The sequence below is a fragment of the Glycomyces tenuis DSM 44171 genome (genome assembly GCF_000427885.1).
Classification (GTDB): Bacteria; Actinomycetota; Actinomycetes; order Mycobacteriales; family Micromonosporaceae; genus Glycomyces; species Glycomyces tenuis.
On sequence record NZ_ATYW01000010.1, the window covers coordinates 86,170 to 110,566 of the forward strand.

Annotated in this window: 19 protein-coding genes; 4 read left to right on the top strand and 15 right to left on the bottom strand. The window is 70.8% G+C overall.

Going from position 1 to position 24,397, the window contains the following annotated elements:
- Positions 1 to 16: 16 nt before the first annotated feature.
- From YWW_RS0113340 to pyrR, 6 genes are read right to left on the bottom strand one after another with little or no spacing between them, the layout of a single operon-like run.
- On the bottom strand, positions 17 to 1,102 hold the full coding sequence (locus YWW_RS0113340) for a quinone-dependent dihydroorotate dehydrogenase (RefSeq protein ID WP_026930520.1): 1,086 nt from the start codon (positions 1,100 to 1,102) through the stop codon (positions 17 to 19).
- 32 nt (positions 1,103 to 1,134) lie between these two features.
- Entirely contained in the window at positions 1,135 to 4,446 is a 3,312-nt protein-coding gene (gene carB, locus YWW_RS0113345) for a carbamoyl-phosphate synthase large subunit (RefSeq protein ID WP_026930521.1), read from the bottom strand.
- A complete protein-coding gene (gene carA, locus YWW_RS0113350; RefSeq protein ID WP_026930522.1) occupies positions 4,439 to 5,575 on the bottom strand; it encodes a glutamine-hydrolyzing carbamoyl-phosphate synthase small subunit in 1,137 nt (378 codons plus the stop codon). Before carA ends, carB begins: the two co-directional genes overlap by 8 nt.
- A complete protein-coding gene (locus YWW_RS0113355) occupies positions 5,572 to 6,879 on the bottom strand; it encodes a dihydroorotase (protein ID WP_026930523.1) in 1,308 nt (435 codons plus the stop codon). The genes carA and YWW_RS0113355 overlap by 4 nt, the downstream gene beginning before the upstream one ends.
- A complete protein-coding gene (locus tag YWW_RS0113360; RefSeq protein ID WP_026930524.1) occupies positions 6,876 to 7,796 on the bottom strand; it encodes an aspartate carbamoyltransferase catalytic subunit in 921 nt (306 codons plus the stop codon). The genes YWW_RS0113355 and YWW_RS0113360 overlap by 4 nt, the downstream gene beginning before the upstream one ends.
- A complete protein-coding gene (pyrR, locus tag YWW_RS0113365; protein ID WP_026930525.1) occupies positions 7,793 to 8,383 on the bottom strand; it encodes a bifunctional pyr operon transcriptional regulator/uracil phosphoribosyltransferase PyrR in 591 nt (196 codons plus the stop codon). The genes YWW_RS0113360 and pyrR overlap by 4 nt, the downstream gene beginning before the upstream one ends.
- Positions 8,384 to 8,655: 272 nt before the next feature.
- On the opposite strand from pyrR, the gene YWW_RS0113370 reads away from it, so the two are divergent.
- The gene (locus tag YWW_RS0113370; RefSeq protein WP_026930526.1) at positions 8,656 to 9,153 is read left to right on the top strand and encodes a transcriptional regulator; all 498 of its coding nucleotides are present in this window, start codon (positions 8,656 to 8,658) and stop codon (positions 9,151 to 9,153) included.
- Positions 9,154 to 9,465: 312 nt separating this feature from the next.
- On the opposite strand, the gene nusB is transcribed toward YWW_RS0113370, so the two are convergent.
- Positions 9,466 to 9,945: a transcription antitermination factor NusB gene (gene nusB / locus YWW_RS30190; protein WP_281171004.1), complete on the bottom strand. Its 480-nt coding sequence runs from the start codon at positions 9,943 to 9,945 to the stop codon at positions 9,466 to 9,468.
- A gap of 5 nt (positions 9,946 to 9,950) precedes the next feature.
- On the bottom strand, positions 9,951 to 10,508 hold the full coding sequence (gene efp / locus YWW_RS0113380) for an elongation factor P (protein ID WP_026930527.1): 558 nt from the start codon (positions 10,506 to 10,508) through the stop codon (positions 9,951 to 9,953).
- A 223-nt stretch (positions 10,509 to 10,731) separates the two neighbouring features.
- On the opposite strand from efp, the gene YWW_RS0113385 reads away from it, so the two are divergent.
- Positions 10,732 to 11,649 (top strand): AAA family ATPase, encoded by a 918-nt coding sequence (locus YWW_RS0113385; protein ID WP_026930528.1) that lies wholly within the window; start codon positions 10,732 to 10,734, stop codon positions 11,647 to 11,649.
- Positions 11,650 to 11,687: 38 nt separating this feature from the next.
- On the opposite strand, the gene aroQ is transcribed toward YWW_RS0113385, so the two are convergent.
- The 3 genes from aroQ to aroC are packed head-to-tail and all read right to left on the bottom strand — an operon-like array spanning position 11,688 to position 14,847.
- Positions 11,688 to 12,116: a type II 3-dehydroquinate dehydratase gene (aroQ, locus tag YWW_RS0113390; protein ID WP_026930529.1), complete on the bottom strand. Its 429-nt coding sequence runs from the start codon at positions 12,114 to 12,116 to the stop codon at positions 11,688 to 11,690.
- A complete protein-coding gene (aroB, locus tag YWW_RS0113395; protein ID WP_051325760.1) occupies positions 12,113 to 13,669 on the bottom strand; it encodes a 3-dehydroquinate synthase in 1,557 nt (518 codons plus the stop codon). The genes aroQ and aroB overlap by 4 nt, the downstream gene beginning before the upstream one ends.
- Positions 13,669 to 14,847, bottom strand: a complete 1,179-nt coding sequence (gene aroC, locus YWW_RS0113400) for a chorismate synthase (RefSeq protein WP_026930531.1) — start codon at positions 14,845 to 14,847, stop codon at positions 13,669 to 13,671. The genes aroB and aroC overlap by 1 nt, the downstream gene beginning before the upstream one ends.
- Before the next feature lie 295 nt (positions 14,848 to 15,142).
- Between aroC and YWW_RS30195 the strand changes: the two genes are divergently transcribed.
- Positions 15,143 to 16,216: a LacI family DNA-binding transcriptional regulator gene (locus YWW_RS30195; protein WP_245595421.1), complete on the top strand. Its 1,074-nt coding sequence runs from the start codon at positions 15,143 to 15,145 to the stop codon at positions 16,214 to 16,216.
- A gap of 67 nt (positions 16,217 to 16,283) precedes the next feature.
- Positions 16,284 to 18,881, top strand: a complete 2,598-nt coding sequence (locus YWW_RS30200; protein WP_081687434.1) for a glycoside hydrolase family 9 protein — start codon at positions 16,284 to 16,286, stop codon at positions 18,879 to 18,881.
- 105 nt (positions 18,882 to 18,986) lie between these two features.
- Here YWW_RS30200 and YWW_RS0113415 read toward each other — a convergent pair whose 3' ends face one another.
- From YWW_RS0113415 to gsmA, 4 genes are all read right to left on the bottom strand, one after another.
- The gene (locus tag YWW_RS0113415) at positions 18,987 to 19,295 is read right to left on the bottom strand and encodes a hypothetical protein (RefSeq protein ID WP_026930532.1); all 309 of its coding nucleotides are present in this window, start codon (positions 19,293 to 19,295) and stop codon (positions 18,987 to 18,989) included.
- Positions 19,296 to 19,425: 130 nt separating this feature from the next.
- Positions 19,426 to 20,037: a prepilin peptidase gene (locus tag YWW_RS30205; protein WP_051325761.1), complete on the bottom strand. Its 612-nt coding sequence runs from the start codon at positions 20,035 to 20,037 to the stop codon at positions 19,426 to 19,428.
- A 166-nt stretch (positions 20,038 to 20,203) separates the two neighbouring features.
- Positions 20,204 to 23,047: an excinuclease ABC subunit UvrA gene (uvrA, locus tag YWW_RS0113425; protein WP_035698848.1), complete on the bottom strand. Its 2,844-nt coding sequence runs from the start codon at positions 23,045 to 23,047 to the stop codon at positions 20,204 to 20,206.
- 181 nt (positions 23,048 to 23,228) lie between these two features.
- Positions 23,229 to 24,329: a sporangiospore maturation cell wall hydrolase GsmA gene (gsmA, locus tag YWW_RS34110; protein ID WP_051325762.1), complete on the bottom strand. Its 1,101-nt coding sequence runs from the start codon at positions 24,327 to 24,329 to the stop codon at positions 23,229 to 23,231.
- Positions 24,330 to 24,397 lie beyond the last annotated feature (68 nt).

Consider the following 24,397-nt stretch of genomic DNA (forward strand, 5'->3'; position numbering starts at 1 on the left):
TCGGAGGATCGGGGTCTCAGGAACGGTGGCTGGCCTGCGGGGCGCGGTGCCCGGCGGAGCGCCGCTTGTAGCGGCGGACGCTCCGCCGCACGACGGACGGACCGCCGTAGACGAGGCCGGAGTAGATCTGGACCAGGCTGGCTCCGGCGTCGAACATGGCCTCGGCGTCGGCGGCGGTCATGACGCCGCCCGAGCCGATGATCGGCATGCGCCCGGCCGTCTCGCGGTGGACGAAGCGCACGATCTCCCGCGAGACCGCCGTCAGCGGCCTGCCCGACATGCCGCCGGGCTGGGCGGCCACGGCGCCCTCGTCGGGGTCGACGCCGTCGCGTCCCAGCGTGGTGTTGGTGGCGATCACACCCGAGACGCCGTGGGCGTGGCACACCTCGAGGAGCTGGCCGATGGCCGATTCGGTCAGGTCGGGGGCGATCTTGACGAACACCGGGTGCGGGCGCCGCCCGGCGGCGATCCGCTCGCCTTCGGCCGTCAGCGCTCCCAGCAGCTGCCCGAGCGCCTCGGCGTCCTGGAGGCGGCGCAGGCCCGGCGTGTTCGGCGAGGAGACGTTGACGGCGAGGTAGTCGGCGAAGGGGTAGAGGGTCCGCATGGAGTGCAGGTAGTCCTCCACGGCCGCCTCCAGCGGCACGTCCTTCGACTTGCCGATGCTGATGCCCAGCGGGCAGTTGACCGGCGGGGCGGCGGCGAGCCGGGCCGCGAGGGCCTGGGCGCCGTCGTTGTTGAAGCCCATCCGGTTGACGAAGGCCTCGGACTTCGGCATCCGGTACAGCCGCGGCCGGGGGTTCCCCGGCTGCGGACGCGCGGTGACGGTGCCGATCTCGGCGAAGCCGAAGCCCAGGGCCGGCCAGGCGCCGATGGCAGCGCCGTTCTTGTCCATCCCGGCGGCCAGGCCGACCGGGTTGGGGAACGGGATACCGCAGACGGTGACGGGGGCGCTCACCTGGTTGAGCTTGATGAGCGCGTTCCGCGTCTGCCGCTGCGCGGACAGCCGGGAGAGCCAGCGCAGCGTGGTCTCGTGCGCGGTCTCCGCGTCGCCCCGTCCGACTCTGAACAGGACCGGCCGCGCCAGTTTCTGGTAAAGCATCATCTTCCGGTATACACCTATTCGTCGAGTGACCGTCAACCTCGCAGCCGGCGGTGGAGCTCTTGGAGCGGTGTGACCGTCAGCTCGCCCCTGGACGCGGCCTCGATGCCCATGACGGCGGCGGCCGCGCCCTGGACGGTGGTGACGCAGGAGACGTCGGCGACGACGGCCGCCGAGCGGATCTCCCAGCCGTCGGTGCGGGGCCCGGAGGAGGCCGAGGGCGTGGTGATGACCAGGTCGACCTCGCCGGAGGCGATGAGGCCGACCGCGTCGGTCTCGGCCTCGCCGTGCTCGCCGGAGTGGCGGGCGACGGGCGTGGAGTCGATGCCGTGGCGCTTCAGGACCAGGCCGGTCCCTTTGGTGGCGTAGACGTCGAAGCCGAGGTCGACCAGGCGCCTGACGGGGAAGACGACGGCCCGCTTGTCGCGGTCGGCGACGGAGACGAAGACCTTCCCGGAGGTGGGGAGCCTGCCGTAGACGGCGAGGGTGGCCTTGGCGAAGGCGAGCCCGAAGGAGCCGTTGATGCCCATGACCTCGCCGGTGGACTTCATCTCGGGGCCGAGGAGCGCGTCGATGCCGGCGCCTTCGGTGGTGCGGAAGCGCTTGAACGGCAGGACGACCTCCTTGACGCTGATGGGCGCCTCGGGTCCGGCGTCGGAGCCGTCGCCCTCGGGGAGCAGCATGCCCTCGTCGCGCAGCTGGGTGATGGTGGCCCCCATGGCGATGCGGGCGGCGGCCTTGGCGAGCGGGACGGCGGTGGCCTTGGAGACGAACGGGACGGTGCGGGAGGCCCGCGGGTTGGCCTCCAGGACGTACAGCTGATCGTCCTTGAGGGCGTACTGGACGTTCATCAGGCCCCGCACGCCGATGCCGAAGGCGAGCTTGGCGGTGTACTCGCGGATCTGCTCGATGACGGCGCCGCCGAGGGTGATCGGCGGGAGCGCGCAGGAGGAGTCGCCGGAGTGGACGCCGGCCTCCTCGATGTGCTCCATGATGCCGCCGAGGTAGAAGTCCTCGCCGTCGCACAGGCAGTCGACGTCGATCTCGACGGCGTCGTCGAGGAAGCGGTCGACCAGGACCGGATGCTCGGGGCTGGCCTCGGTGGCGCGGGAGATGTACCCGGCGAGCGAGTCCTCGTCGTAGACGATCTCCATGCCGCGGCCGCCGAGGACGTAGGAGGGCCGCACGAGGACGGGGTAGCCGATCTGGGCGGCGACGTCCCTGGCCTCCTCGAAGGAGGTGGCGGTGCCGTTCGCGGGCGAGACGAGTCCGAGCTCGTCGAGGAGGCGCCCGAAGACACCGCGGTCCTCGGCGGCGTGGATGGCGGACGGAGAGGTGCCCACGATGGGCAGTCCGGCCTTCTCCAGGCGCGCGGCCAGGCCGAGCGGGGTCTGGCCGCCGAGCTGGACGACGACGCCGACGACGCCGGGACCGCCGCCCGCCAGGCCGGAGGCGTGCTCGGCCTCGTAGACCTCGCTGACGTCCTCGAAGGTGAGCGGCTCGAAGTAGAGGCGGTCGGCGGTGTCGTAGTCGGTGGAGACGGTCTCGGGGTTGCAGTTGACCATGATCGTCTCGTAGCCGGCCTCGCGGAGCGCCTGGACGGCGTGGACGCAGCTGTAGTCGAACTCGATGCCCTGCCCGATCCGGTTGGGCCCCGAGCCGAGGATCATGACCTTGGGGCGGGCCGAGGGCGCGACCTCGGTCTCGTCCTCATAGGCCGAGTAGTGGTAGGGCGTGTCGGCGGCGAACTCGGCGGCGCAGGTGTCGACGGTCTTGTAGACCGGGCGCAGGCCGAGGCGCAGGCGCAGGCGGCGGACGCCCTCCTCGCCGGCGAGCTCGGGCCGCAGGGCGGCGATCTGGGCGTCGGAGCAGCCGGCCCGCTTGGCCTTCCACAGGAGTGCCTCGTCGATGACGGGGGCGGCCTGGATCTCGGCGCGCAGGTCGACGAGCTGGGCGATCTGGTCGAGGAACCACGGGTCGATCTTGCAGGCGGCGTGGACCTGGTCGACGGTGGCGCCCAGGCGCATCGCCCGCTCGGCGGTGTAGAGGGTGCCGTCGTGGGCGGTCCGGAGCGCTTCGAGGGTGTTCTCGAGGGTGGCGCCCTCGGGGTCGGGCCGCGTCCAGAAGCCGGCGGCCTTGGTCTCGGTGGAGCGCAGGGCCTTCTGGAGGGCCTGCTGGAAGGTGCGGCCCAGGCTCATGGCCTCGCCGACGGACTTCATGGTGGTCGTCAGCGTCGGGTCGGCGCCGGGGAACTTCTCGAAGGTGAAGCGCGGCACCTTGACGACGACGTAGTCGAGCGTCGGCTCGAACGCGGCGGGGGTGGCCTTGGTGATGTCGTTGGCGATCTCGTCGAGGGTGTACCCGATGGCGAGCTTCGCGGCGATCTTGGCGATGGGGAAGCCGGTGGCCTTGGAGGCCAGCGCCGAGGAGCGCGAGACGCGCGGGTTCATCTCGATGACGATGATCCGGCCGTCGGCGGGGTCGATCGCGAACTGGATGTTGCAGCCGCCGGTGTCGACGCCGACCTCGCGCAGGACGGCGATGCCGACGTCCCGCATGTGCTGGTACTCGCGGTCGGTGAGGGTCATGGCGGGGGCGACGGTGACCGAGTCGCCGGTGTGGACGCCCATGGGGTCGACGTTCTCGATCGAGCAGACCACGACGACGTTGTCGCGGTGGTCCCGCATCAGCTCGAGCTCGTACTCCTTCCAGCCCAGGACGCTCTCTTCGATGAGGACCTCGGTGGTGGGCGACTCGGCCAGGCCGCCGCCCGCGATGCGGTCGACGTCCTCCCAGGTGTGGGCCATGCCGGATCCGAGGCCGCCCATGGTGAACGAGGGCCGGATGACGACCGGCAGGCCGAGGTCGGCGACGGTGGCGCGGACCTCGTCCATGGTGTGGCAGACGGCCGAGCGGGGCACTTCGCCGCCGGCCTTGATGACGACCTCCTTGAACTGCTGGCGGTCCTCGCCGCGCTGGATGGCGTCCATGTCGGCGCCGATGAGCTCGACGCCGTACTTGTCGAGGATGCCGGCCTCGGTGAGGGCGACGGCGGCGTTGAGGGCGGTCTGGCCGCCGAGGGTCGGCAGCAGCGCGTCGGGCTTCTCGCGGGCGATGACCTGCTCGATGACCTCGGTGGTGATCGGCTCGACGTAGGTGGCGTCGGCGAACTCGGGGTCGGTCATGATGGTGGCCGGGTTGGAGTTGACCAGGGTGACCCTGATGCCCTCCTCGCGGAGCACGCGGCACGCCTGGGTGCCGGAGTAGTCGAACTCGCAGGCCTGGCCGATCTGGATGGGGCCGGATCCGATGACCAGGACGTGGTGGATGTCGTCGCGTTTAGGCATTGGTGTCGGCTCCCTTGTGCTCGTCGATCATCGCGGTGAGGCGGTCGAACAGGTAGTCGGCGTCGTGCGGCCCGCCGGCGGCCTCCGGGTGGTACTGGACGGAGTAGGCGGGGACGTCCAGGCAGGTGAGCCCTTCGACGACGTCGTCGTTGAGGCAGACGTGGCTGACCTGGACGCGCCCGAACTCGGTCTCGAAGTACTCCCCCGACTCCGGCGGCGCGAGGGCGAAGCCGTGGTTGTGGGCGGTGATCTCCACCTTGTTCGTGTGGCGGTCGAGCACGGGCTGGTTGATGCCGCGGTGGCCGTACTTGAGCTTGTAGGTGCCCAGGCCGAGCGCTCGCCCGAGGATCTGGTTGCCGAAGCAGATGCCGAAGACGGGGACTTTGCGGCGCAGCAGCTCGCGCGTGAGCTCGACCTGGTGGTCGGCGGTGGCCGGGTCGCCCGGCCCGTTGGAGAGGAACACCGCATCGGGGTTGCCCGAGAGCAGGAGTTCAACCGTCGCGTAGGCCGGGTAGACGGTGGTGGTGATGCCGCGCTCGGCGAGGCGGCGCGGCGTGTTCCGCTTGATGCCCAGGTCGAGGGCGGCGACGGTGTACTTCGTCCGCTCGGCCTCGTAGGTGTAGGGCTCGGAGGCGGTGACGGCGCCGACGTGGTTGGCCCCGGCCATGTGCGGGGCGTTGCGGACCTTCGCCAGGAGCGCGGCCTCGTCGGTGTTCCTGGAGGAGATGCCGACGCGCATCGCTCCCGCCTCGCGCAGGTGGCGGGTGAGGGCGCGCGTGTCGACCCCGCAGATGCCCACGACGCCCTGGGCGGCCAGCTCGTCCTCGAGGCCGCGCTCGGCGCGCCAGTTCGAGGTGATGCGGGAGGGGTCGCGGACGACGTAGCCGGCGACCCAGATGCGGTGGGACTCGTCGTCCTCGTCGTTCCAGCCGGTGTTGCCGATCTGCGGGGCGGTCTGGGTGACGACCTGCCCGTAGTAGGACGGGTCGGTGAGGGTCTCCTGGTAGCCGGTCATGCCGGTCGCGAAGACGGCCTCGCCGAAGGTCTCCCCGACCGAGCCGTAGGCCTCGCCGCGGAAGGCGCGGCCGTCTTCGAGGACGAGGATCGCTGGGGCGCGGTTGCTGCTCATCGGGTCTCCTCCGCGGTCTCGGTCAGCTTGCCGTCGAGTACGGTGGCGCGTCCTCTCAGGAACGTCGCCTGGATCGTCACCGGGAGCTCCATCCCGGCGTAGGGGGTGTTCTGGGACAGCGACGCCAGTTCGGAGGGCACCACCGTCCAGCTCTGGGAGGGGTCGACGAGCGTGAAGTTCGCCTCGAGGCCCGGTTCGGGGTCGCGGCCGTGGGCGGCGAGGGAGGCGATGCGCGCCGGCGTGCGCGAGGTGCGCTCGGCGACGAGGTCCCAGACGACGCCGTCGGGGCCGCCGAGGGCGGCGACGGTGATCGACAGGGCCGTCTCCAGGCCGAGCATGCCCGGCCGGGCCGCGGACCACTCGCAGTCCTTGTCCTGCGGGGCGTGCGGGGCGTGGTCGGTGGCGACGGCGTCGACGACGCCCTCGGCGAGCGCGGCCCGCAGGGCCGCCACGTCGGCGTCCGAGCGCAGCGGCGGGTTGACCTTGTAGACCGGGTCGTAGGTGTGGGCCTTCGCGTCGGTCAGCAGCAGGTGGTGCGGGCAGACCTCGGCGGTGACATCGACGCCGCGGCCCTTGGCCTCGCGGATGATCTCGACCGAGCGGGCGGTCGAGATGTGGCAGAAGTGGATCCGCGCGCCGACGTGCTCGGCCAGGAGCACGTCGCGGGCGATGATCGCCTCCTCGGCGACGGCCGGCCAGCCGGGCAGGCCGAGTTCGGCGGAGACGGCGCCCTCGTTCATCTGGGCGCCTTCGGTGAGGCGCGGCTCCTCGGCGTGCTGGGCGATCAGGCCGTCGAAGGTCTTGACGTACTCCAGGGCCCGGCGCATGAGCCTGGCGTCGGAGACGCAGTGGCCGTCGTCGGAGAACATGCGGACCTTCGCGGCCGAGTAGGCCATCGCGCCGATCTCGGCGAGGCGCTCGCCGGCGAGTCCCACCGAGACCGCGCCGATGGGCTGGACGTCGGCGTAGCCGGCGGCGCGGCCGAGCGCGGCGACCTGCTCGACGACGCCGGCGGTGTCGGCGACGGGGTAGGAGTTGGCCATGGCGCACACAGCCGTGTAGCCGCCCTTGGCGGCGGCGCGGGTGCCGGTGTGGACGGTCTCGGCGTCCTCGCGGCCGGGTTCCCTCAGGTGGGTGTGGAGGTCGACCAGGCCGGGCAGGAGCACCAGGCCGTCGGCGTCGACGACGGCGGCCCCGGCCCCGCTCGGCGTGCCGATCTCGGCGACGCGGCCCTCGCGGACGAGGACGTCGGCGCGGCCTCGGCCGACGATGTCGGCGCCTTTGATGAGTGTGGACTCGGTCATCGGGTCTCTCCGTTCGTCAGCAGCAGGTAGAGCACGGCCATGCGGACCCAGACGCCGTTGGCGACCTGCTCGGTGATGGTGGCTCTCGGGGAGTCGGCGACGCGGGCGGCGATCTCCATGCCGCGGTTCATCGGCCCGGGGTGCATGACGACGGCGTGCTCGGGCATGAGGGCCAGGCGGCGCTCGTCGAGCCCGTAGAGGCGCGCGTACTCGTTGGCGGTCGGGAAGAACGCGTCGTTCATGCGCTCGCGCTGGACGCGCAGCATCATGACCGCGTCGGCGTCGCGCAGGGAGGCGTCGAGGTCGTAGGAGACCTCGACGGGCCAGGCGTCGATGTCGGTGGGCAGCAGCGTGGGCGGGCCGACCAGCCTCACGCGGGCGCCCAGTTTCGACAGCAGCCAGATGTTGGAGCGTGCGACTCTGCTGTGGAGGATGTCGCCGACGATGGCGACGGTACGGCCCTCGATGCCGCCCAGGCGCCTTCGCATCGTGTAGGCGTCGAGAAGGGCCTGCGTGGGGTGGGCGTGGGTGCCGTCCCCGGCGTTGAGGACGGCGCCGTCGACCCACTGGGTGAGCCGCTGAGGCGCACCGGAGGCGGGGTGGCGGATGACCACGGCCTCGGGGCCCATGGCCTGGAGGGTGAGCGCGGTGTCCTTGAGGCTCTCGCCCTTGTTGACGCTGGAGGTCTTGGCCGAGAAGTTCACGACGTCGGCGCTGAGGCGCTTGGCGGCGGTCTCGAAGGAGGTGCGGGTCCGGGTGGAGTCCTCGTAGAACAGGTTGACCACGGTGCGCCCGCGGAGGGTGGGGAGCTTGGGGACCTCGCGGCCGGAGACCGCCTCGGCCATCTGGCCGGTGAGGTCGAGGATGAGCTCGGCCTCATCGCGGCTGAGGTCCTTGGTCGTCAGCAGGTGCTTCACCGGCCCTCGCCTCCGGTGAGGACGACGGCGTCGGAGCCGTCGTACTCGGTGAGGCGGACCGCCACGTTCTCGTCGCGAGCGGTGGGGATGTTCTTGCCGACGTAGTCGGCGCGGATGGGCAGTTCGCGGTGGCCGCGGTCGACCAGGATCGCCAGCTGCACCTGGGCGGGGCGGCCGAGGTCGTAGAGGGCGTTGAGGGCGGCGCGGACGGTGCGGCCGGAGTAGAGGACGTCGTCGACGAGGACGACCCGCTGGTCGTCCACTCCGGACGGCGGAAGGTCGGTGGGCCCGAGCGGGCGGAGCGCGCGGCGGCGCAGGTCGTCCCGGTAGAGCGTGACGTCGAGCGTCCCGGCGGGGACCTCGATGTCGGCGAAGCGCCGGATGCGGTCGGCCAGGCGGCCGGCGAGCGCGACGCCGCGGGTGGGGATGCCGAGCAGGATCGTGTCGGGGGCGCCCTTGGTCTTCTCGAGGATCTGGTGGGCGATGCGGTCGAGGATGCGGCCGATGTCCTCGGCGGACAGGATCTGCTTGCCTCCTGGTGGCCGGTCCGGGTTCTCGGACGGCGCACGGCGGGCAGGGTGAGCCACGCGAACCTCCTTCTCCGCCTCACTGGACGGTCTGTTAAAGAACGGTTTCGTCGCGGGCCATCTTACGTCGGCCGTAACGGAGCGTGAAGGCAGACCGGACGCGAGGGCCACCGAAAGGCACCCGTATGACGGATTTAGCAAGGTTTGGAAAGCGGGCAGGCGGGCCTCACGCGACGAAGAACACTGGTTTCGGGGACCCCAACGGCCGATGGTCACCGACTGTAGTCAACAATAGGGTTCCTCCCGTACCGAAAACTTGGAGTTGATCCCACATGGCGACATCTGAATACGCCAAGGCGCTCGGCAACCGGCTGCGTGACATCCGCATGCAGCAGGGGCTGTCGTTGCAAGGCGTAGAGGACAAATCCGGCGGCAAGTGGAAGGCCGTCGTCATCGGTTCCTACGAGCGCGGCGACCGGTCCATCACCGTCAGCCGCCTCGCCGAGCTGGCCGACTTCTACCGGATCCCCGTCTCGGAACTGCTGCCGGAGGGCGTGCCGCTCCCCGTCGAGCAGCCCGAGAAGATCGTCCTCAACCTCGAGGCGCTCTACGACCACCCCGACGCGGACCTGGAGCACGTCGCCAAGCTGGCGCGCTCGATCCAGCAGCGCCGCGGCGACTACAACGGCCGGATCCTCTCCATCCGCGCCGACGACCTCTACACCCTGGCGGTCATCTACTCGACCACGCCCTCCGGTCTGATCGAGAAGCTCGAGGACTTCGGTGTCCTCGTGCACGACCTCCAAGCCTTCTTCGCGGCCGACGAGTAGCGTCGCCGCGGCGTAAAAACGATTCAGTCCCCGTGCGGCCATGCGGGTCCGCCGCGGGACGGATCCATCCGCGCTTGGAGCCCGCCGCGGACGCGGCGAGCGCCACTCGCGACCAGCCGGCCTCGTGGCCGGCGGCAGGACCGCCGACCGAGTCGGCACACGCGACACGACCGGGCCGCGATCACCGATCCCCGCGGCCGGTCGGCCGCCGCGGCTCCGCGCCGACGTCCACCGTCAGGCGGCGGTGACCCGCGCGCATACGACACGGCCGGGCCGCCCTCGCGGGCGTCCCGGCCGTCGTGCTCTCGAGCCTCAGTCCTCGGTGCCGCGCGCCTCGTCGGACTCGGCGCTCCACCAGGGACGGGCGGCCTTGTCGAGGACGGCGTTGACGAACGCCGGGTCGTCCGAGGAGCCGATCTGCTCGGCCACGCGGAGCGCCTCCTTGATGGCCACCGGCGCGTCGACGTCCTCGACGAAGCGGATCTCGTAGAGCCCGACCCGCAGCACGTTCCGGTCGACGGCGGGCATCCGCTCGATCGACCAGCCCGCCGCGGCCTCGCGCAGCGCCTCGTCGATCTCGTCGATGTGCTCGGCCACGCCGCGCACCAGCCGCTCGGCGTAGGCGGGGAGCCGGGGCGCCTCGGGGTCGGCGGCGGCGCGTCCGGCGCGCTCGGTGAGCACGGTCTCGACCGGCTCGTCGCGGCTCTCGGATTCGTAGAGGATCTCGACGGCGCGCATGCGCCATTTCGTCCGTGCGGTGAGGGGGCCCGTCTGTCGCTGCTTCTTCCCCACTGCGCCTAGGCCCGCGAGAGGTATTTGCCGTCGCGGGTGTCGACCTTGATCTTCTCGCCGTTCTCGATGAAGAGCGGCACGTTGACCTGGGCGCCGGTCTCGACCGTGGCGGGCTTGGTGCCGCCCGAGGAGCGGTCGCCCTGGAGGCCCGGCTCGGTGTAGGTGACGGTGAGCTCGACGGCGGCCGCGAGCTCGACGTACAGGGCCTTGCCCTCGTGCATGGCGACCGTGGCCTCGGAGTTCTCCAGCATCCACTTGCCGGCGTCGCCGACCAGGGCGGGGCCCAGCGGGTACTGGTCGTAGGTCTCCATGTCCATGAACACGAAGTCCTCGCCGTCCTTGTAGAGGTACTGCATGGTGCGGCGGTCGACGGTGGCGGTCTCGACCTTGGTGCCGGCGTTGAAGGTCTTGTCGACGATCTTGCCGGAGGGGATCTGCTTCAGGGTCGTGCGCACGAACGCCGGGCCTTTACCGGGCTTGACGTGCTGGAATTCCTGGACCTGCCAGAGCTGGCCCTCCAGGTTGAGCACCATGCCGTTCTTGAGGTCGTTCGTGGTTGCCACGGGCGTATGTCTCTTTCGATAGAGGGTTTGATGCGGGCCGGCGGTCAATAGTAGCGGCCGCGCTCCGCCGCCCCATGCCAAGGCCGCGGAACTGTGGCTGGAGACCCATGAACACGTCCGCTACCAGCGTCGCGGCAGAGGAGTCCGAGGGCTCCGACTGCTAGGATCTTGCGGTAAGTTCGGTATCCGAAGGGGTTCGACGCAGGGGTGAGAAGGTAACTCGATGGTCAGCAATCGGTCAATCGTCATCAACGGCGATCTCGGAAGCGGCAAGAGCACCGCCTCCGTTGAAATCGCGCGTCGATTGGGCCTGCGGAGAGTCAGCATCGGCGACCTCTACCGAAAGATCGCCGAAGAACGGGGAATGACCGCGTTGCAGCTGAACGTCCATGCCGAGCTCGACGAGGAGATCGACCGGTATGTGGACCAGCTCCAGGCCGACATCGCCGATTCGGGCGAGCAGCTGGTGGTGGACAGCCGACTGGCGTGGCATTTCTTCAAGGACGCCTTCAAAGTGCATCTGATCACCGAGCCGTCGGTGTCGGCGCGGCGAGTGCTCGGCCGCCCGGCCGACGACGTCGAGGGCTACAGTTCGCTTCAGGAGGCGATGGCGCGCCTGAAGCAGCGCAGCGACAGCGAACGGGGCCGTTTCCTGTCCCGATACGGCGTCGACAAATGCCGGCTTCGCAATTACGACATCGTCTGCGACAGCACCCGCGCCACTCCCGAGCAGATCGTGGAGGAAGTGACACGGGCCTACCGGTCCGCTCAAGAGCACCCTTCCGGACACCGGCCCGGACCCATGCTGCTGCTCGATCCGAACCGCATTTACCCGACGAAGGCGATCGGCGATTCGGAGGTCGAGGCGGACCGGGACGGTCCCCTGAAGGTCGCCTATGACGAGACCGTGTTCTACGCCGTCGAGGGCCACGCGCGGTTGAGCGCCGCCATCCGAGACGGGCTGGCACTCGTTCCGGCGACACTGCACGCCGAAGGCCACGAGACCGTGGCGGACGGCCTCGACGCGATGGAGTACCTCAGCGTCACCGCCGGTCCGCAGGTCGTGGACGCCTGGAACGAGGCCCATGGCGTGCACCTGCCGCCGCTCGAGCACCTGAAGGACATGTCCGACCAGATGTGACCGAGGCGCCCGCCCGGCTCGCGCCGGATGCGGGTGCCCTAGATCCCTTCCGCGATGTGGCGCAGGGCCGCGGTGTAGCCGTGTGCGCCCAGACCCGCGATGACGCCGACGGCGTGCGCCGAGACGTACGAGTGGTGCCGGAACGCCTCGCGCTGGTGGACGTTGGAGAGGTGGACCTCGATGAGCGGCGCGGTCAGCTGCGCGCAGGCGTCGCCGACGGCCACCGAGGTGTGCGTCCAGGCGGCGGCGTTGAGCACCACCGGGATCTGCTCGTCGGCGGCCTCGTGCAGCCATGCGAGGAGCTCGTGCTCGGCGTTGGTCTGCCGGAAGTCGACCTCCAGGCCGAGCTCGGCCCCCGTGGCGCGGCACAGCTCGGCGAGGTCGTCGAGGGTCTGCGAGCCGTATATCGCGGGCTCACGTCTGCCGAGCCGGTTCAGGTTGGGGCCGTTGAGCACATAGGTCTTCACTCGGTGAGCCTCTCATACGCCAGGCGCTGCTGCTCGGAGGTCACGTCGTCGACGACGACGGCCTCGCCGAGGGCGTCGAGCAGGACGAAGCGCTGCGTGGCGCCGATGTTCTTCTTGTCGATCTTCATGACGGCGCTGATCTCGTCCCAGCGGCCGGGCTCGTACGAGGTGGGCAGGCCGATCGCGGCGAGCACCGCCTTGGTGCGCTCGACCAGGTCGACGCGGCCGGTGATCGCGCCGAGGTGGGCGGCGTAGACCATGCCGACGGCGACGGCGTCGCCGTGCCGCCAGCGGTAGTGCTCGATCTTCTCGATCGCGTGCGCGAGCGTGTGCCCGTAGTTGAGGATCGCCCGCAGGCCGCCCTCTTTGAGGTCGGCGGCGACGACGCCGGCCTTCATGGCGACGGCGCGCTCGACCAGTTCGGCGAAGACCGGGCTCGCGGGGTCCAAGGCGGCCGCGGGGTCGCGCTCGACCAGTTCGAGGATGACCGGGTCGGCGATGAACCCGGCCTTGACGACCTCCGCCATGCCGGCGGCCAGGTCGCGTTCGGGAAGGCTCGCGAAGTGGTCGAGGTCGACCAGGACGGCGCGGGGCGGGTGGAAGGCGCCGACGAGGTTCTTCCCGGCGGCGGTGTTGACGCCGGTCTTGCCGCCGACGGCGGCGTCCACCGCGCCGAGCAGCGAGGTCGGGACGTGGACGACGCCCACACCGCGCAGCCAGCAGGCCGCGACGAAGCCGGCCAGGTCGGTCACCGCTCCCCCGCCGACGCCGACGACCAGGTCGGTGCGGGTGAAGCCCTCGGCTCCGAGGGCCTCCCAGCACTGCTCGGCGACGGCGATGGACTTGCCGTCCTCGGCGTCGGGGATCTCCATGAGGGTCGCCGCGACGCCCTCGGGCACGAGCGATCCGACCCGCTCGGCGAGCGCGGCGGTGCTGGCGGTGTGGACGACGGCGACGCGGGCGGCGCCGCCCAGGTGCTCGGGCAGCCGCTCGACGACGCCGCGTCCGATGAGGACGGGGTACGGCGTCTCGGCGTCGTCGACGGTGACGGTGCGGGTGCGGAGTTTCACGGCGATCTCCTCGGCCAGGTCCGCCACGTCCCGGCCGGTGGTGTCGACCTCGATGTCGGCGATCTCGCGGTAGAGCGGGAGGCGCTCGTCCATGAGCCTGCGGAGCGTGGCGCGCGGGTTGACGGCCAGGAGCGGCCGGCCGCGGTCGATCTCGGTGCGCTTGACGGCCTCGGCGAGGTCGACGCGGAGGTGGACGACGGGGACCTCGGTCAGGAGTTTCCTGGTGGCCTCGGCCATGACCGCTCCCCCGCCGAGGGCGAGGACGCCGTCGTGCTCGGCCACGGCGCGGCGCACGGCCTCGCGTTCGAGCGCGCGGAAGTGGTCTTCGCCGTGGTCGATGAAGATCTCGGGGATCGGCTTGCCGGCCTCGGCGGCGATGTCGGCGTCGGTGTCGCGGAAGGTCGTGCCGAGGCGCTCGGCCAGCGCGGTGCCGACGGTGGTCTTGCCCGAGCCGGGCGGGCCGACGACGATGACGATCCCCATCATTTCACCCGCAGGTGGTCGTTGTAGGACTCCATGTTGCGGCGGGCCTCGGCGACGGAGTCGCCGCCGAACTTCTCGAGCGCGGCCTCGGCGAGGACGTAGGCGACCATCGACTCGGCGACGACGCCGCCCGCGGGGACGGCGCACACGTCGGAGCGCTGGTTGATGGCCTCGGCCGCCTCGCCGGTGGCGGTGTCGACGGTGCGCAGCGGGCGGGTCAGCGACGAGATCGGCTTGAGCATCGCCGAGACGCGCACCGGCTGGCCGGTGGTGATGCCGCCTTCGAGGCCGCCGGCGCGGTCGGTGAGGCGCTCGACGCCTTCGGCGCCGGGGACGATCTCGTCGTGGGCGGACGATCCGCGGACGCTCGACTGCATGAGCCCGTCGCCGATCTCGACGGCCTTGACCGACTGGACGGACATGAGCGCGGCGGCCAGGCGGGCGTCGAGCTTGCGGTCCCACTGGACGTGGGAGCCCAGGCCGGGAGGGACGCCGTAGGCGAGGACCTCGACGACCCCGCCGAGGGTGTCGGCGTCCTTCTTGGCGGCGTCGACCTCGGCGACCATGCGGGCCGAGGCGTCGGGGTCGAGGCAGCGCATCGGGTCGGCGTCGATCGCCTCGGCGTCGGCCGGGGTGGGGACGGTGCCGTCCTTGACGCGGACCGGGCCGAGGGCCTTGACGTGGGAGACGATCGCGATGCCGAAGGCCTGTTCGAGGAAGGCCTTGGCGGCGGTGCCGCCGGCGACGCGGGCGGCGGTCTCGCGGGCGGAGGCGCGCTCGAGGATGGGCCTGGCGTCGGTGTGGTCGTACTTCTGCATCCCGGCCAGGTCGGCGTGGCCGGGCCTGGGCCGGGTGAGCGGCGCGTTGCGGGCGAGCCCTTCGAGGACGGCCTCGTCGACCGGGTCGGCGGCCATGACCTGCTCCCACTTGGGCCATTCGGTGTTGCCGACCTTGATGGCGACGGGCGAGCCGAGGGTGCGGCCGTGGCGGACGCCGCCGATGAAGCCGACCTGGTCGGCCTCGAACTTCATGCGGGCGCCGCGCCCGTAGCCGAGGCGGCGTCGGGCCAGTTCGGCGGCCACGGCGCCGGTGGTGAGCTCGATGCCCGCGGGCAGGCCGTCGAGGGTGACCACGAGTTCGGGTCCGTGTGATTCTCCAGCTGTCATCCATCGCAACACGCCTCAAGTCTGCCACCCGGGCCGCCGCGATCGGGCGTCCGGTGGGACGGGTGTCCCACTGCCCGGACGCGGCGGGGCCGGCGCGCGGCGGTCCGCCCGCGGGCGCGGCGGCGACGGACCGTGCGGAGACCAAAAGGGACGTATGCTGTGGAAGTGGTCGCAGTGTCGCCTCCGATGCGCACTAGAGCGCGATACTAGCGCGCTCTAGTGCGGCTAGAATGGCCGCGTCACGGCCCTCGGCCAAGGATTCGACCGTAGAGATCCCCATATGCCCCCACCGGAAGGATGACCCCCGATGAGCCCCCAGGACCCTCGAAACCGACCAGACCGCACCCCGGCACCGCGGTCGCGCAAGCCCACCATGGCCGACGTGGCCGCGAAGGTCGGCGTGTCCCGGGCGCTGGTGTCTTTGGTGTTCCGAGGCCAGCCGGGCGCCAGCCCGGAGACGCGCGAGCGGGTCTTCGAGGCCGCGGCCGAGCTCGGCTACCGCCCCGACATGGCCGCCCGCCTGCTGGCGCGGGGCCGCAGCAAGGTGCTCGGCGTCCTGTTCACCGCCCGCAACCCCTACCACGTCGACCTGGTCGAGGCCGTCTACCCGGCCGCCGAGGAGCTCGGCTACGACCTGGTGCTGAGCGCGGCCGTCCCCACGCGCGACGAGCACAAGGCCATCGAGGCGCTCATCGGGCACCGCAGCGAGGCGCTGCTGCTGTGCGGGCCGAACATCCCCGAAGAGGACATCACCGAGATCGCCCGGCGCATCCCCACCGTCGTGGTCGGGCGCCACCTCCGAGGCGCCCCGGTCGACGTGGTGACCTCCTACGACCGGCCCGGCGCCCGGGAGGTGGTCGACTACCTCGTCGGGCTGGGCCATGAGGACATCGTGCACGTCGACGGGGGCTCGCGGGCGGGCGCGCCCGAGCGCCGCCGCGCCTACCGCGATGCGATGCGCTCCCATGGCCTGGCCGACCGCATCCGCGTCGTCCCCGGCAACCACACCGAGGAGGGCGGCGGTGACGCGGCCCGGGCGATGCTCGCCGAGGAGGGGCCGCTGCCGACCGCCGTGTTCGCCTCGAACGACCAGTGCGCCATCGGGCTCCTCGACGTCTTCACCCGCGCGGGAGTGAAGGTCCCCGAGCAGGTCTCCGTCGTCGGCTACGACGACAGCCACATCGCCGGGCTCAGCCACATCGATCTGACGACGGTGCGCCAGGACGTGCCCCGCCTGGCGCACTTGGCGGTGCAGGCGGCCGACGAGCAGCTCCGCGGCGTCCGCGAGGCGGGCGCGGTCCTGAAGCTGGAGTCGAAACTGCTCATCCGCGGCACGAGCGGGCCACCGCTTTCCGGCGGAACCCGCCGACCCATCTATTGACATTGATCGATACAGATGACAGGATGTGCGTTGGTACCGCTCCCAATGTTGATTTGAAGGGAACACCATGCCGCGCCTGCTCCATCTACCCTCACGAAGACCACGCCGAGCCGTCCTGGCGGCGGCCACCGCCGGAGCCCTGGCGCTCTCGGTCGCCGCGGTCGCGACGGCGCAAGCCCAGGAGGAAGAACCGACCAATCTCATCATCAACGGCGACTTCGCCGCCGGCACCGACCCCTGGTGGCACACCCCCAACCTCGCCGGGGCGGTCGCCGACGGGGAATGGTGCCTCGACGTGCCGGGCGGGACGGTCAACTCCTGGGACGCCATCGTCGGCCAGAACGACATTCCCCTGACCGAGGGCGAGTCCTACGAACTGCGGTTCACCGCCCGGGCCTCGGCGCCGCTCAGCGTCCGCGCCCTCGTCCAGCGCGACGTCGACCCCTGGCCGATGCAGCTGGAGGAGTTCCCGATCCTCGACGTCGAGCCGCAGACCTTCAGCTACACCTTCACTGCCAACGACACCTGGGACGACGCCCAGCTGGCGTTCCAGATCGGCCGCAACGCCGATCCGTGGCAATTCTGCATCTCGGAGGTCGCCTTGCTCACCGACGCCGAACCGCCCGTCTACGACCCCGACACCGGCCCGCGCGTGCGTGTCAACCAGGTCGGCTACCTGCCCGACGGCCCCAAGCGCGCCACGCTGGTCACCGAGGCGACCGAGCCGGTCGCCTGGGAGCTCGCCGACGCCGCGGGCGAGGTCGTCGCCACCGGCGACACGACCGTGTACGGCGAGGACGCCACCTCGGGCTCGACGGTCCACACCATCGACTTCTCGTCGGTGACCGCGACCGGCTCGGACTTCACCCTCACCGCCGACGGCGAGACGTCCTATCCGTTCGCGATCAGCGGCGACGTCTATTCGACGCTGGCGGCCGACGCCCTCTCGTTCTACTATCCGCAGCGTTCGGGCATCGCCATCGACGATGAGATCGCCCCCGGCTACGGTCGCGAGGCCGGCCACGTCGGCGTCGAGCCCAATCAGGGCGACGTCGAGGTCCCGTGCTTCGAGGACGCCTGCGACTACGCGCTGGACGTCAGCGGCGGCTGGTACGACGCCGGCGACCACGGCAAGTACGTCGTCAACGGCGGCATCTCGGCGGCGCAGCTCATGAGCGTCTACGAGCGGGCCCTCAACGCCCCCAGCGGCGACCCGGCCCGCCTGGCCGACGGGAGCCTGCGCGTCCCCGAGTCCTCCAACGGCGTCCCCGACGTCCTGGACGAGGCCCGCTGGGAGATGGAGTTCCTGATGAGCATGATGGTCCCCGCCGGCGAGGAGCTGGCGGGGATGGCCCATCACAAGATCCACGACGAGGCGTGGACCGGGCTGCCGCTGATGCCGGCCGACGACCCGCAGCCTCGCTACCTCTACCCGCCGTCGACGGCGGCGACGCTGAACGTGGCGGCCACGGCCGCCCAGTGCGCCCGGCTGTTCGCGCCGTTCGACGCGGACTTCGCCGAGCAGTGCCGGACCGCGGCCGAGACCTCGTGGGCGGCGGCGCTGGCGAACCCGGACATCTACGCGCCGCTCACCAGCCCCGCCGGCGGCGGCCCCTACGGCGACGAGAACGTCACCGACGAGTTCTACTGGGCCGCGGCCGAGCTGTTCATCACCACCGGTGAGCAGGCGTACGCCGACTACCTGGCGGGCTCGGAGCTGCACGGGGCCGACGACGTGTTCGCCGCCCCGTTCGCATGGCCGTCGGTCGCGCAGCTGGGCAAGCTCGACCTCGCCATGGTGCCGAACGACCTGCCCGACCGCGACGTCATCGTCGAGCAGGTCGTGGCCGGGGCCGAGGGCTTCCTCGGGCAGCAGGACGGCAGCGCGTGGAACCTGCCCTACGGCAACGACGGGACCTTCGACTGGGGCTCGAACAGCCTGGTGCTCAACGCGCTGGTCGTGGTGGGCGCCGCCTACGACCTCACCGGCGACGAACGCTTCCGGACCGGGGTGCTGAGCGGGCTGGACTACATTCTGGGCCGCAACGCGATGGGCAACTCCTATGTGACCGGCTACGGCAGTCACTACTCGCAGAACCAGCACAGCCGCTGGTACGCCGCCCAGCTCGACCCGACGCTGCCGAACCCGCCGGCGGGGACGCTCGCGGGCGGGCCGAACACGATCACCTCGACGTGGGACCCGGAGGCGCAGCGTTGGCTGCCCGGCTGCGTCCCGCAGATGTGCTACATCGACGACATCGGATCGTTCGCGACCAACGAGCTCACCATCAACTGGAACGCCTCGCTGGCGCAGGTGGCGAACTTCGCGGCCGACCAGACCGCCGTGGGAGCCTCGCGGTCGTGCTCGGTGGAGTACGACGTCAACGGCTCGTGGGACGACGGCTTCAACGCCCAGGTGACGGTCGCCAACACCGGTGACGAACCGCTGGAGTCGCTGACCGTGCGCTGGGCGATGCCGACCGGGCAGACGCTCGAGCGGTCCTGGAGCGCCGAGGTGGTCCAGGAGGGCCACCTGGTGACGGCGACGAACCTCGGCGGGGGCTTCCCGCTCCAGCCGGGCCAGGAGTACACCTTCGGTTTCATCGGCGGCAAGGACGGCCGGACGGCGGTCGCGCCGTCGTCGGTGACGTGCACCGCCGGATGAGACGGGATTGACCGACAGCGCCTTATGGCGTGACGGGAAACGGGGGGCGGCCCCAGGCTCGGGCCGCCCCCCGTCGACGCATTCACGACCGGTCGGTCGCGCGTGCTAGTTGTCCTTGTGGTGGTTCCAGCCGTCCTTCTCACCGTCGACGTCCACGTCGTTCCCGTTGGCGTGGATCTCGCTGTCGGTGAACTCGCAGTTGTTGCCACCGGTCATGGTGAGCACGTCGACGTCGATCACGTCGAGGACGTCGGAGATGTCGAGGCAGAAGTTCGACAGGACGTTGACGCCGCCGAAGTCATCCGGGTCGTACTCGTAATCGGCGCCGTTCGCCATGGCGGGCGAGGCGGCACCGACGGCGAAGGCCACGGCGGCACCGGCGACCGCGGCGCCCTGAAGAGCTTTACGAAGCATGAACGCTCCCTTGAATCGATTTCGATTTCGATGTCGGTTCTGAATGAAGAACCGATCATGACTATATGCAAATTTCATCTGGTTTCAGGGGATTTGCTCAGTGTCACGTCATTTATTTTGAGAAGCATACTTAGTGAGCAATGTACACATTTGTAATTACAAGAGCGGCGGCCGCTCCGAGCAGCATCGCGGGCCCGAAAGGGAATTCGATTCGACGCAATAGGAGCATCGCAATGGCCTGCGCGCCCCCGATCACCGCGGTGGCGAGCAGCGCGGTGGCGGCGGTCTGCCAGGACGCCCAGCCGAGCACGAGGCCGAGCAGGCCCGCGAGCTTGACGTCGCCGAAACCGAGCTGGCCGAGGGCGTGCCCGCCCAGGTAGAGGACCGCGCCCGCGGCGGCGCAGCCGGCGGCGCGGAGCATGGTCTCGGCGTCGGCGGTGGCCAGCAGCGGCACGGCCACCGCCGGATACGCGGGCAGCACGAGCACGTCGGGCAGGCGGTGCTCGTAGGCGTCGACCCATCCCGCGACGATCCCGATCGCCGCCACGACGGCCAGCGCCGCCCCGTGCAGCGCGCCCTCGGCGCACCACACGATCAGCAGCGCCGAGGCGAGCGCGGCGGCGCCGATCAGCCGCGGCTCGGGGCGCCGGGCCGTGGCGAGGGCGACGCACCGGCCCAAGCCGGGACTGGCGAGGAGCGCGGCCGCGGCCGCACCGGCGATGACCATGCCGCCATTGACCATGCCGCCGATGCTCGCACGCGGCGGCGGCCGCGGCCGCGAGCGACACGTGCGGCGGTCGTCTCACCGGCGGCCTTGCGGCCCTTGGCACTGCCCCGCGAAGCGGACCCCGTGCGCCGCCTCGCGGCGGCGGGTCAGGTGTCGGTCCGCCGGCTCGGCACTCGCGCCGTCAGTCGCCGGAGCCCTTGGCCAGCAACGGCCTCAGGTACGCGCCGGTGTGGCTGGCCTCGATGTCGGCGACCTTCTCGGGCGTGCCGGCCGCGACCAGTGTGCCGCCCTTGTCGCCGCCTTCGGGCCCGAGGTCGACGATCCAGTCCGAGCACTTGATCACCTCGAGGTTGTGCTCGATGGTGATGACCGTGTTCCCCTTGTCCACCAGGCCGTCCAGCACGCCGAGGAGCTTGCGCACGTCCTCGAAGTGCAGGCCCGTGGTCGGCTCGTCGAGGATGTAGACCGTCTTCCCGGTGGAGCGCTTCTGAAGCTCCGAGGCGAGCTTGACGCGCTGCGCCTCACCGCCCGAGAGCGTCGGCGCGGGCTGCCCGAGCCGCACGTATCCCAGGCCGACGTCGACGAGGGTCTTGAGGTGGCGGTGGATCGACTGGATCGGCTCGAAGAACTCGGCGGCCTCCTCGATCGGCATGCCGAGCACGTCGGCGATCGTCTTGCCGCGGTAGTGGACCTTGAGCGTGTCGCGGTTGTACCGCGCCCCGCCGCACTCCTCGCACGGCACATAGACGTCCGGCAGGAAGTTCATCTCGATCTTCAGCGTGCCGTCGCCGCCGCACGCCTCGCAGCGGCCGCCCTTGACGTTGAAGGAGAAGCGCCCCGGCCCCCAGCCGCGGACCTTCGCCTCGGGCGTGCCCGCGAAGAGCTTGCGGACCTTGTCGAACACGCCGGTGTAGGTGGCCGGGTTGGACCGCGGGGTGCGCCCGATCGGCGACTGGTCGACGCCGACGACCTTGTCGACGCCGTCGACGCCGGTGATGGTTCGGTGCTTCCCGGCGACCAGCTTGGCGCCGTTGATCTCCGCGGCGAGCGTGTTGTAGAGGATCTCGTTGACCAGTGTGGACTTCCCCGAGCCCGACACGCCGGTGACGGCGACCATGCACCCCATGGGGAAGGCGACGTCGATGTTCTTGAGGTTGTTCTCCCTGGCTCCCTTGACGACGAGCTGGCGGTTCCGCGAGGGCGATCGGCGCACCGCCGGCACCTCGATGTGGCGGCGTCCCGCGACGTAGTCCCCGGTGATCGAGCCCGGCGCCTCGGTGAGCCCCGCGACGGGCCCGGAGTAGATGACCGAGCCGCCGTGCTCGCCGGCGCCCGGTCCGATGTCGACGATGTGGTCGGCGACGCGGATGGTGTCCTCGTCGTGCTCGACGACGATGAGCGTGTTCCCCAAATCCCGCAGCCGCTCGAGGGTGGCGATGAGCCGGTTGTTGTCCCGCTGGTGGAGCCCGATCGAGGGCTCGTCGAGGACGTAGAGGACGCCGACGAGGCCGGCGCCGATCTGGGTGGCCAGGCGGATGCGCTGGGCCTCGCCGCCCGACAGGCTCCCGGCGGCGCGCGCCAGGTTGAGGTACTCGAGGCCGACGTCGAGCAGGAACTGGAGCCTGGCGGTGACCTCCTTGACGATGGGCGCGGCGATCATGGTGTCGCGGTCGGAGAGCTTCAGGGCCGCGAAGAAGGCCGAGCACTCGTGGATGGAGAGGGTGCAGACGTCGAAGATCGACCTGCCGTCGACGGTGACGGCCAGGACCTCGGGCTTGAGGCGGGCGCCGCCGCACGCCGAGCACGGGATCTCGCGCATGAACTGCTCGTACTTCTCGCGGGTCCACTCCGAGTCGGTCTCGTGGTGGCGCCGCTCGACCCACGGCACGACGCCCTCGAAGCGGGTCTCGTAGGAGCGCCGCTGGCCGCGCTTGTTGCGGTAGGCGACCTGGAGGGTCTCGTCGTAGCCGAACAGGATCGCCTTGTGGGCGCGGTCGGGCAGATCGGCCCAGGGGGTGTCGACGTCGAAGCCGACGACCTCGCCGAGGGCGACGATCTGGTAGAGGAAGTAGTCGCCCATGCCGACCGAGGACCACGGCGCGAGCGCGCCGTCCCTGACGCTGGCCTCCTGGTCGCGGATGACCAGGTCGGGGTCGACCTCGAGGCGCTGGCCGAGGCCGTGGCAGACCGGGCAGGCGCCGAAGGGCGCGTTGAAGGAGAAGGTGCGCGGCTCGAGCTCGTCGAGTTGGAGCGGGTGGTCGTTGGGGCAGGCGAGCTTCTCGGAGAAGCGGCGGCTGCGGCCGGGGTCGTCCTCGGGCAGGTCGACGAAGTCGAGCTCGATGACGCCGTCGGCGAGCGCGAGCGCGGACTCGACGGAGTCGGTGACGCGCTGGATCGAGGAGGGCTTGACGACGAGGCGGTCGACGACGACCTCGATGTCGTGCTTCTCCTGTTTCTTGAGCTTCGGGACGTCGGCGAGGGCGTAGACCTCGCCGTCGACGCGGGCGCGGGCGTAGCCCTGCTGCTGGAGGTCGTCGAAGAGGTCGACGAACTCGCCCTTGCGGCGGCGCACGACCGGGGCCAGGACCTGGAAGCGGGTGCCCTCGGGCAGGGCCATGATCTGGTCGGTGATCTGCTGCGGGGTCTGGCTGCCGATGGGCTCGCCGCACTGCGGGCAGTGCGGGACGCCGACGCGGGCGTACAGCAGGCGCAGGTAGTCGTAGATCTCGGTGATGGTGCCGACCGTGGAGCGCGGGTTGCGCGAGGTCGACTTCTGGTCGATCGACACGGCCGGGGACAGGCCCTCGATGAAGTCGACGTCGGGCTTGTCCATCTGGCCGAGGAACTGCCGGGCGTAGGCCGAGAGCGATTCGACGTACCGGCGCTGGCCCTCGGCGAAGATGGTGTCGAAGGCGAGGGACGACTTGCCCGAGCCGGACAGGCCGGTGAAGACGATCAGGGAGTCCCGCGGGAGGTCGAGGTCGACGTCCTTGAGGTTGTGCTCGCGCGCGCCGCGCACGACGATGTTCCCTGTCGCCAGGGGGGCTGCTGTCTGTTGGGTTGCGGTTTGAAGCTGCTCGTTGGCCACGGTGGGAATCTAACCTTCGGGTACGACAGGACCGGGCGGGCCGCGCTGCGGCAGCGGCCCGCCTGTCGAGACTACCCGTTCCCCACCGAGGTCATCGGCCGCGAATGTGACGCGTTCCTCAATCGTCGTAGCGGTAGAGGTCGTACTTCTCCATGAGGCCGATGAGCTTGTCGGCGTACTCGGGGTCGGTGGCGTAGCCGGCCTGGTGGATCTCCCTGGCGAAGCGGTCGGGGTCGTCGGCGTGCTCCATGGCCGCGGCGTAGCGCGACCAGCCCGAGAGCAGCTCGCCGTGGTCGCGGTAGGAGTCGGCGACGTCGGCGTAGGCGCGGAAGGAGGCGTCCATGTCGAAGCAGCCGCCGGTGGGGCTGCATTCGAAGGTGCCGTAGTCGCGGCAGCCGATGGCGTGCGAGCCGGGCGAGCCGAAGCACTTCATCCCGAAGATGTTGTGGTCCTCGCGGGCAAGGGCGCTGTCGCCCCAGCCGGTCTCGAGGATCGCCTGGGCGAGGGTGACCGAGGCGGGGACGCCGGTGGCGCGCCGGCTCTCCTGGGCGGCGGCGGCGTGCCGGTCGATGAAGTCCTGCTCGGTGTCGCCGGGGACCGACGGCGGCGCCTGCCCGCACCACGGCAGCCACGGCTCGCCGTTGCTCCACTCGACGTAGGCGGCGGAGACGTGGCGCTCCTCGCCGACGCGGTACCAGATGTTGGTCTCATCGACCTCGCCGTCGACGGACTGGCCCCAGACCTGGCAGGCGACCTGCACGGCGGTGCCGTCGCGGTAGGTGCCGCGCTTGTCGGAGCCGGAGTCGGCGTCGAGGCGGACGTTGAGCGCGCCGCCCGCGGTGGTGACCTCGGCGTAGGTGGCCTCCTGGGTGGCCATGGAGCACCAGGGGAGGGCCGGGGCCGCGCCGGACCAGTCGACGTAGGCGTGGCTGACCCAGCGGTCCTCGCCGACGTTCAACCACGTGGAGTCCTCGCGCACGTGGCCGTCGATGTGCTCGCCGCGGGTCTTGCAGCGGATCGCCAGGGCCGAGCCGTCGTCGAGTTCGGCGACGATGTCCTGGTCGGTCGCCGGGCCCGAGCGCACGTTGAGGGGACCGCCCGGGGTGGAGACGGACGCGCCGGTGATCCCGGCGGCCGCGGGGACGGTGCCGACGAGGACCGCGCCCGCGGTGAGCGCGGTGGATGCCGCGACGCGAATGAGAATGTCGTATACGCCCATACACCGGGAGTGTACGAATTGACCTCGTTCATGTCAGTTGAAACCCGAACATGAGGTTTCTTCCCCAG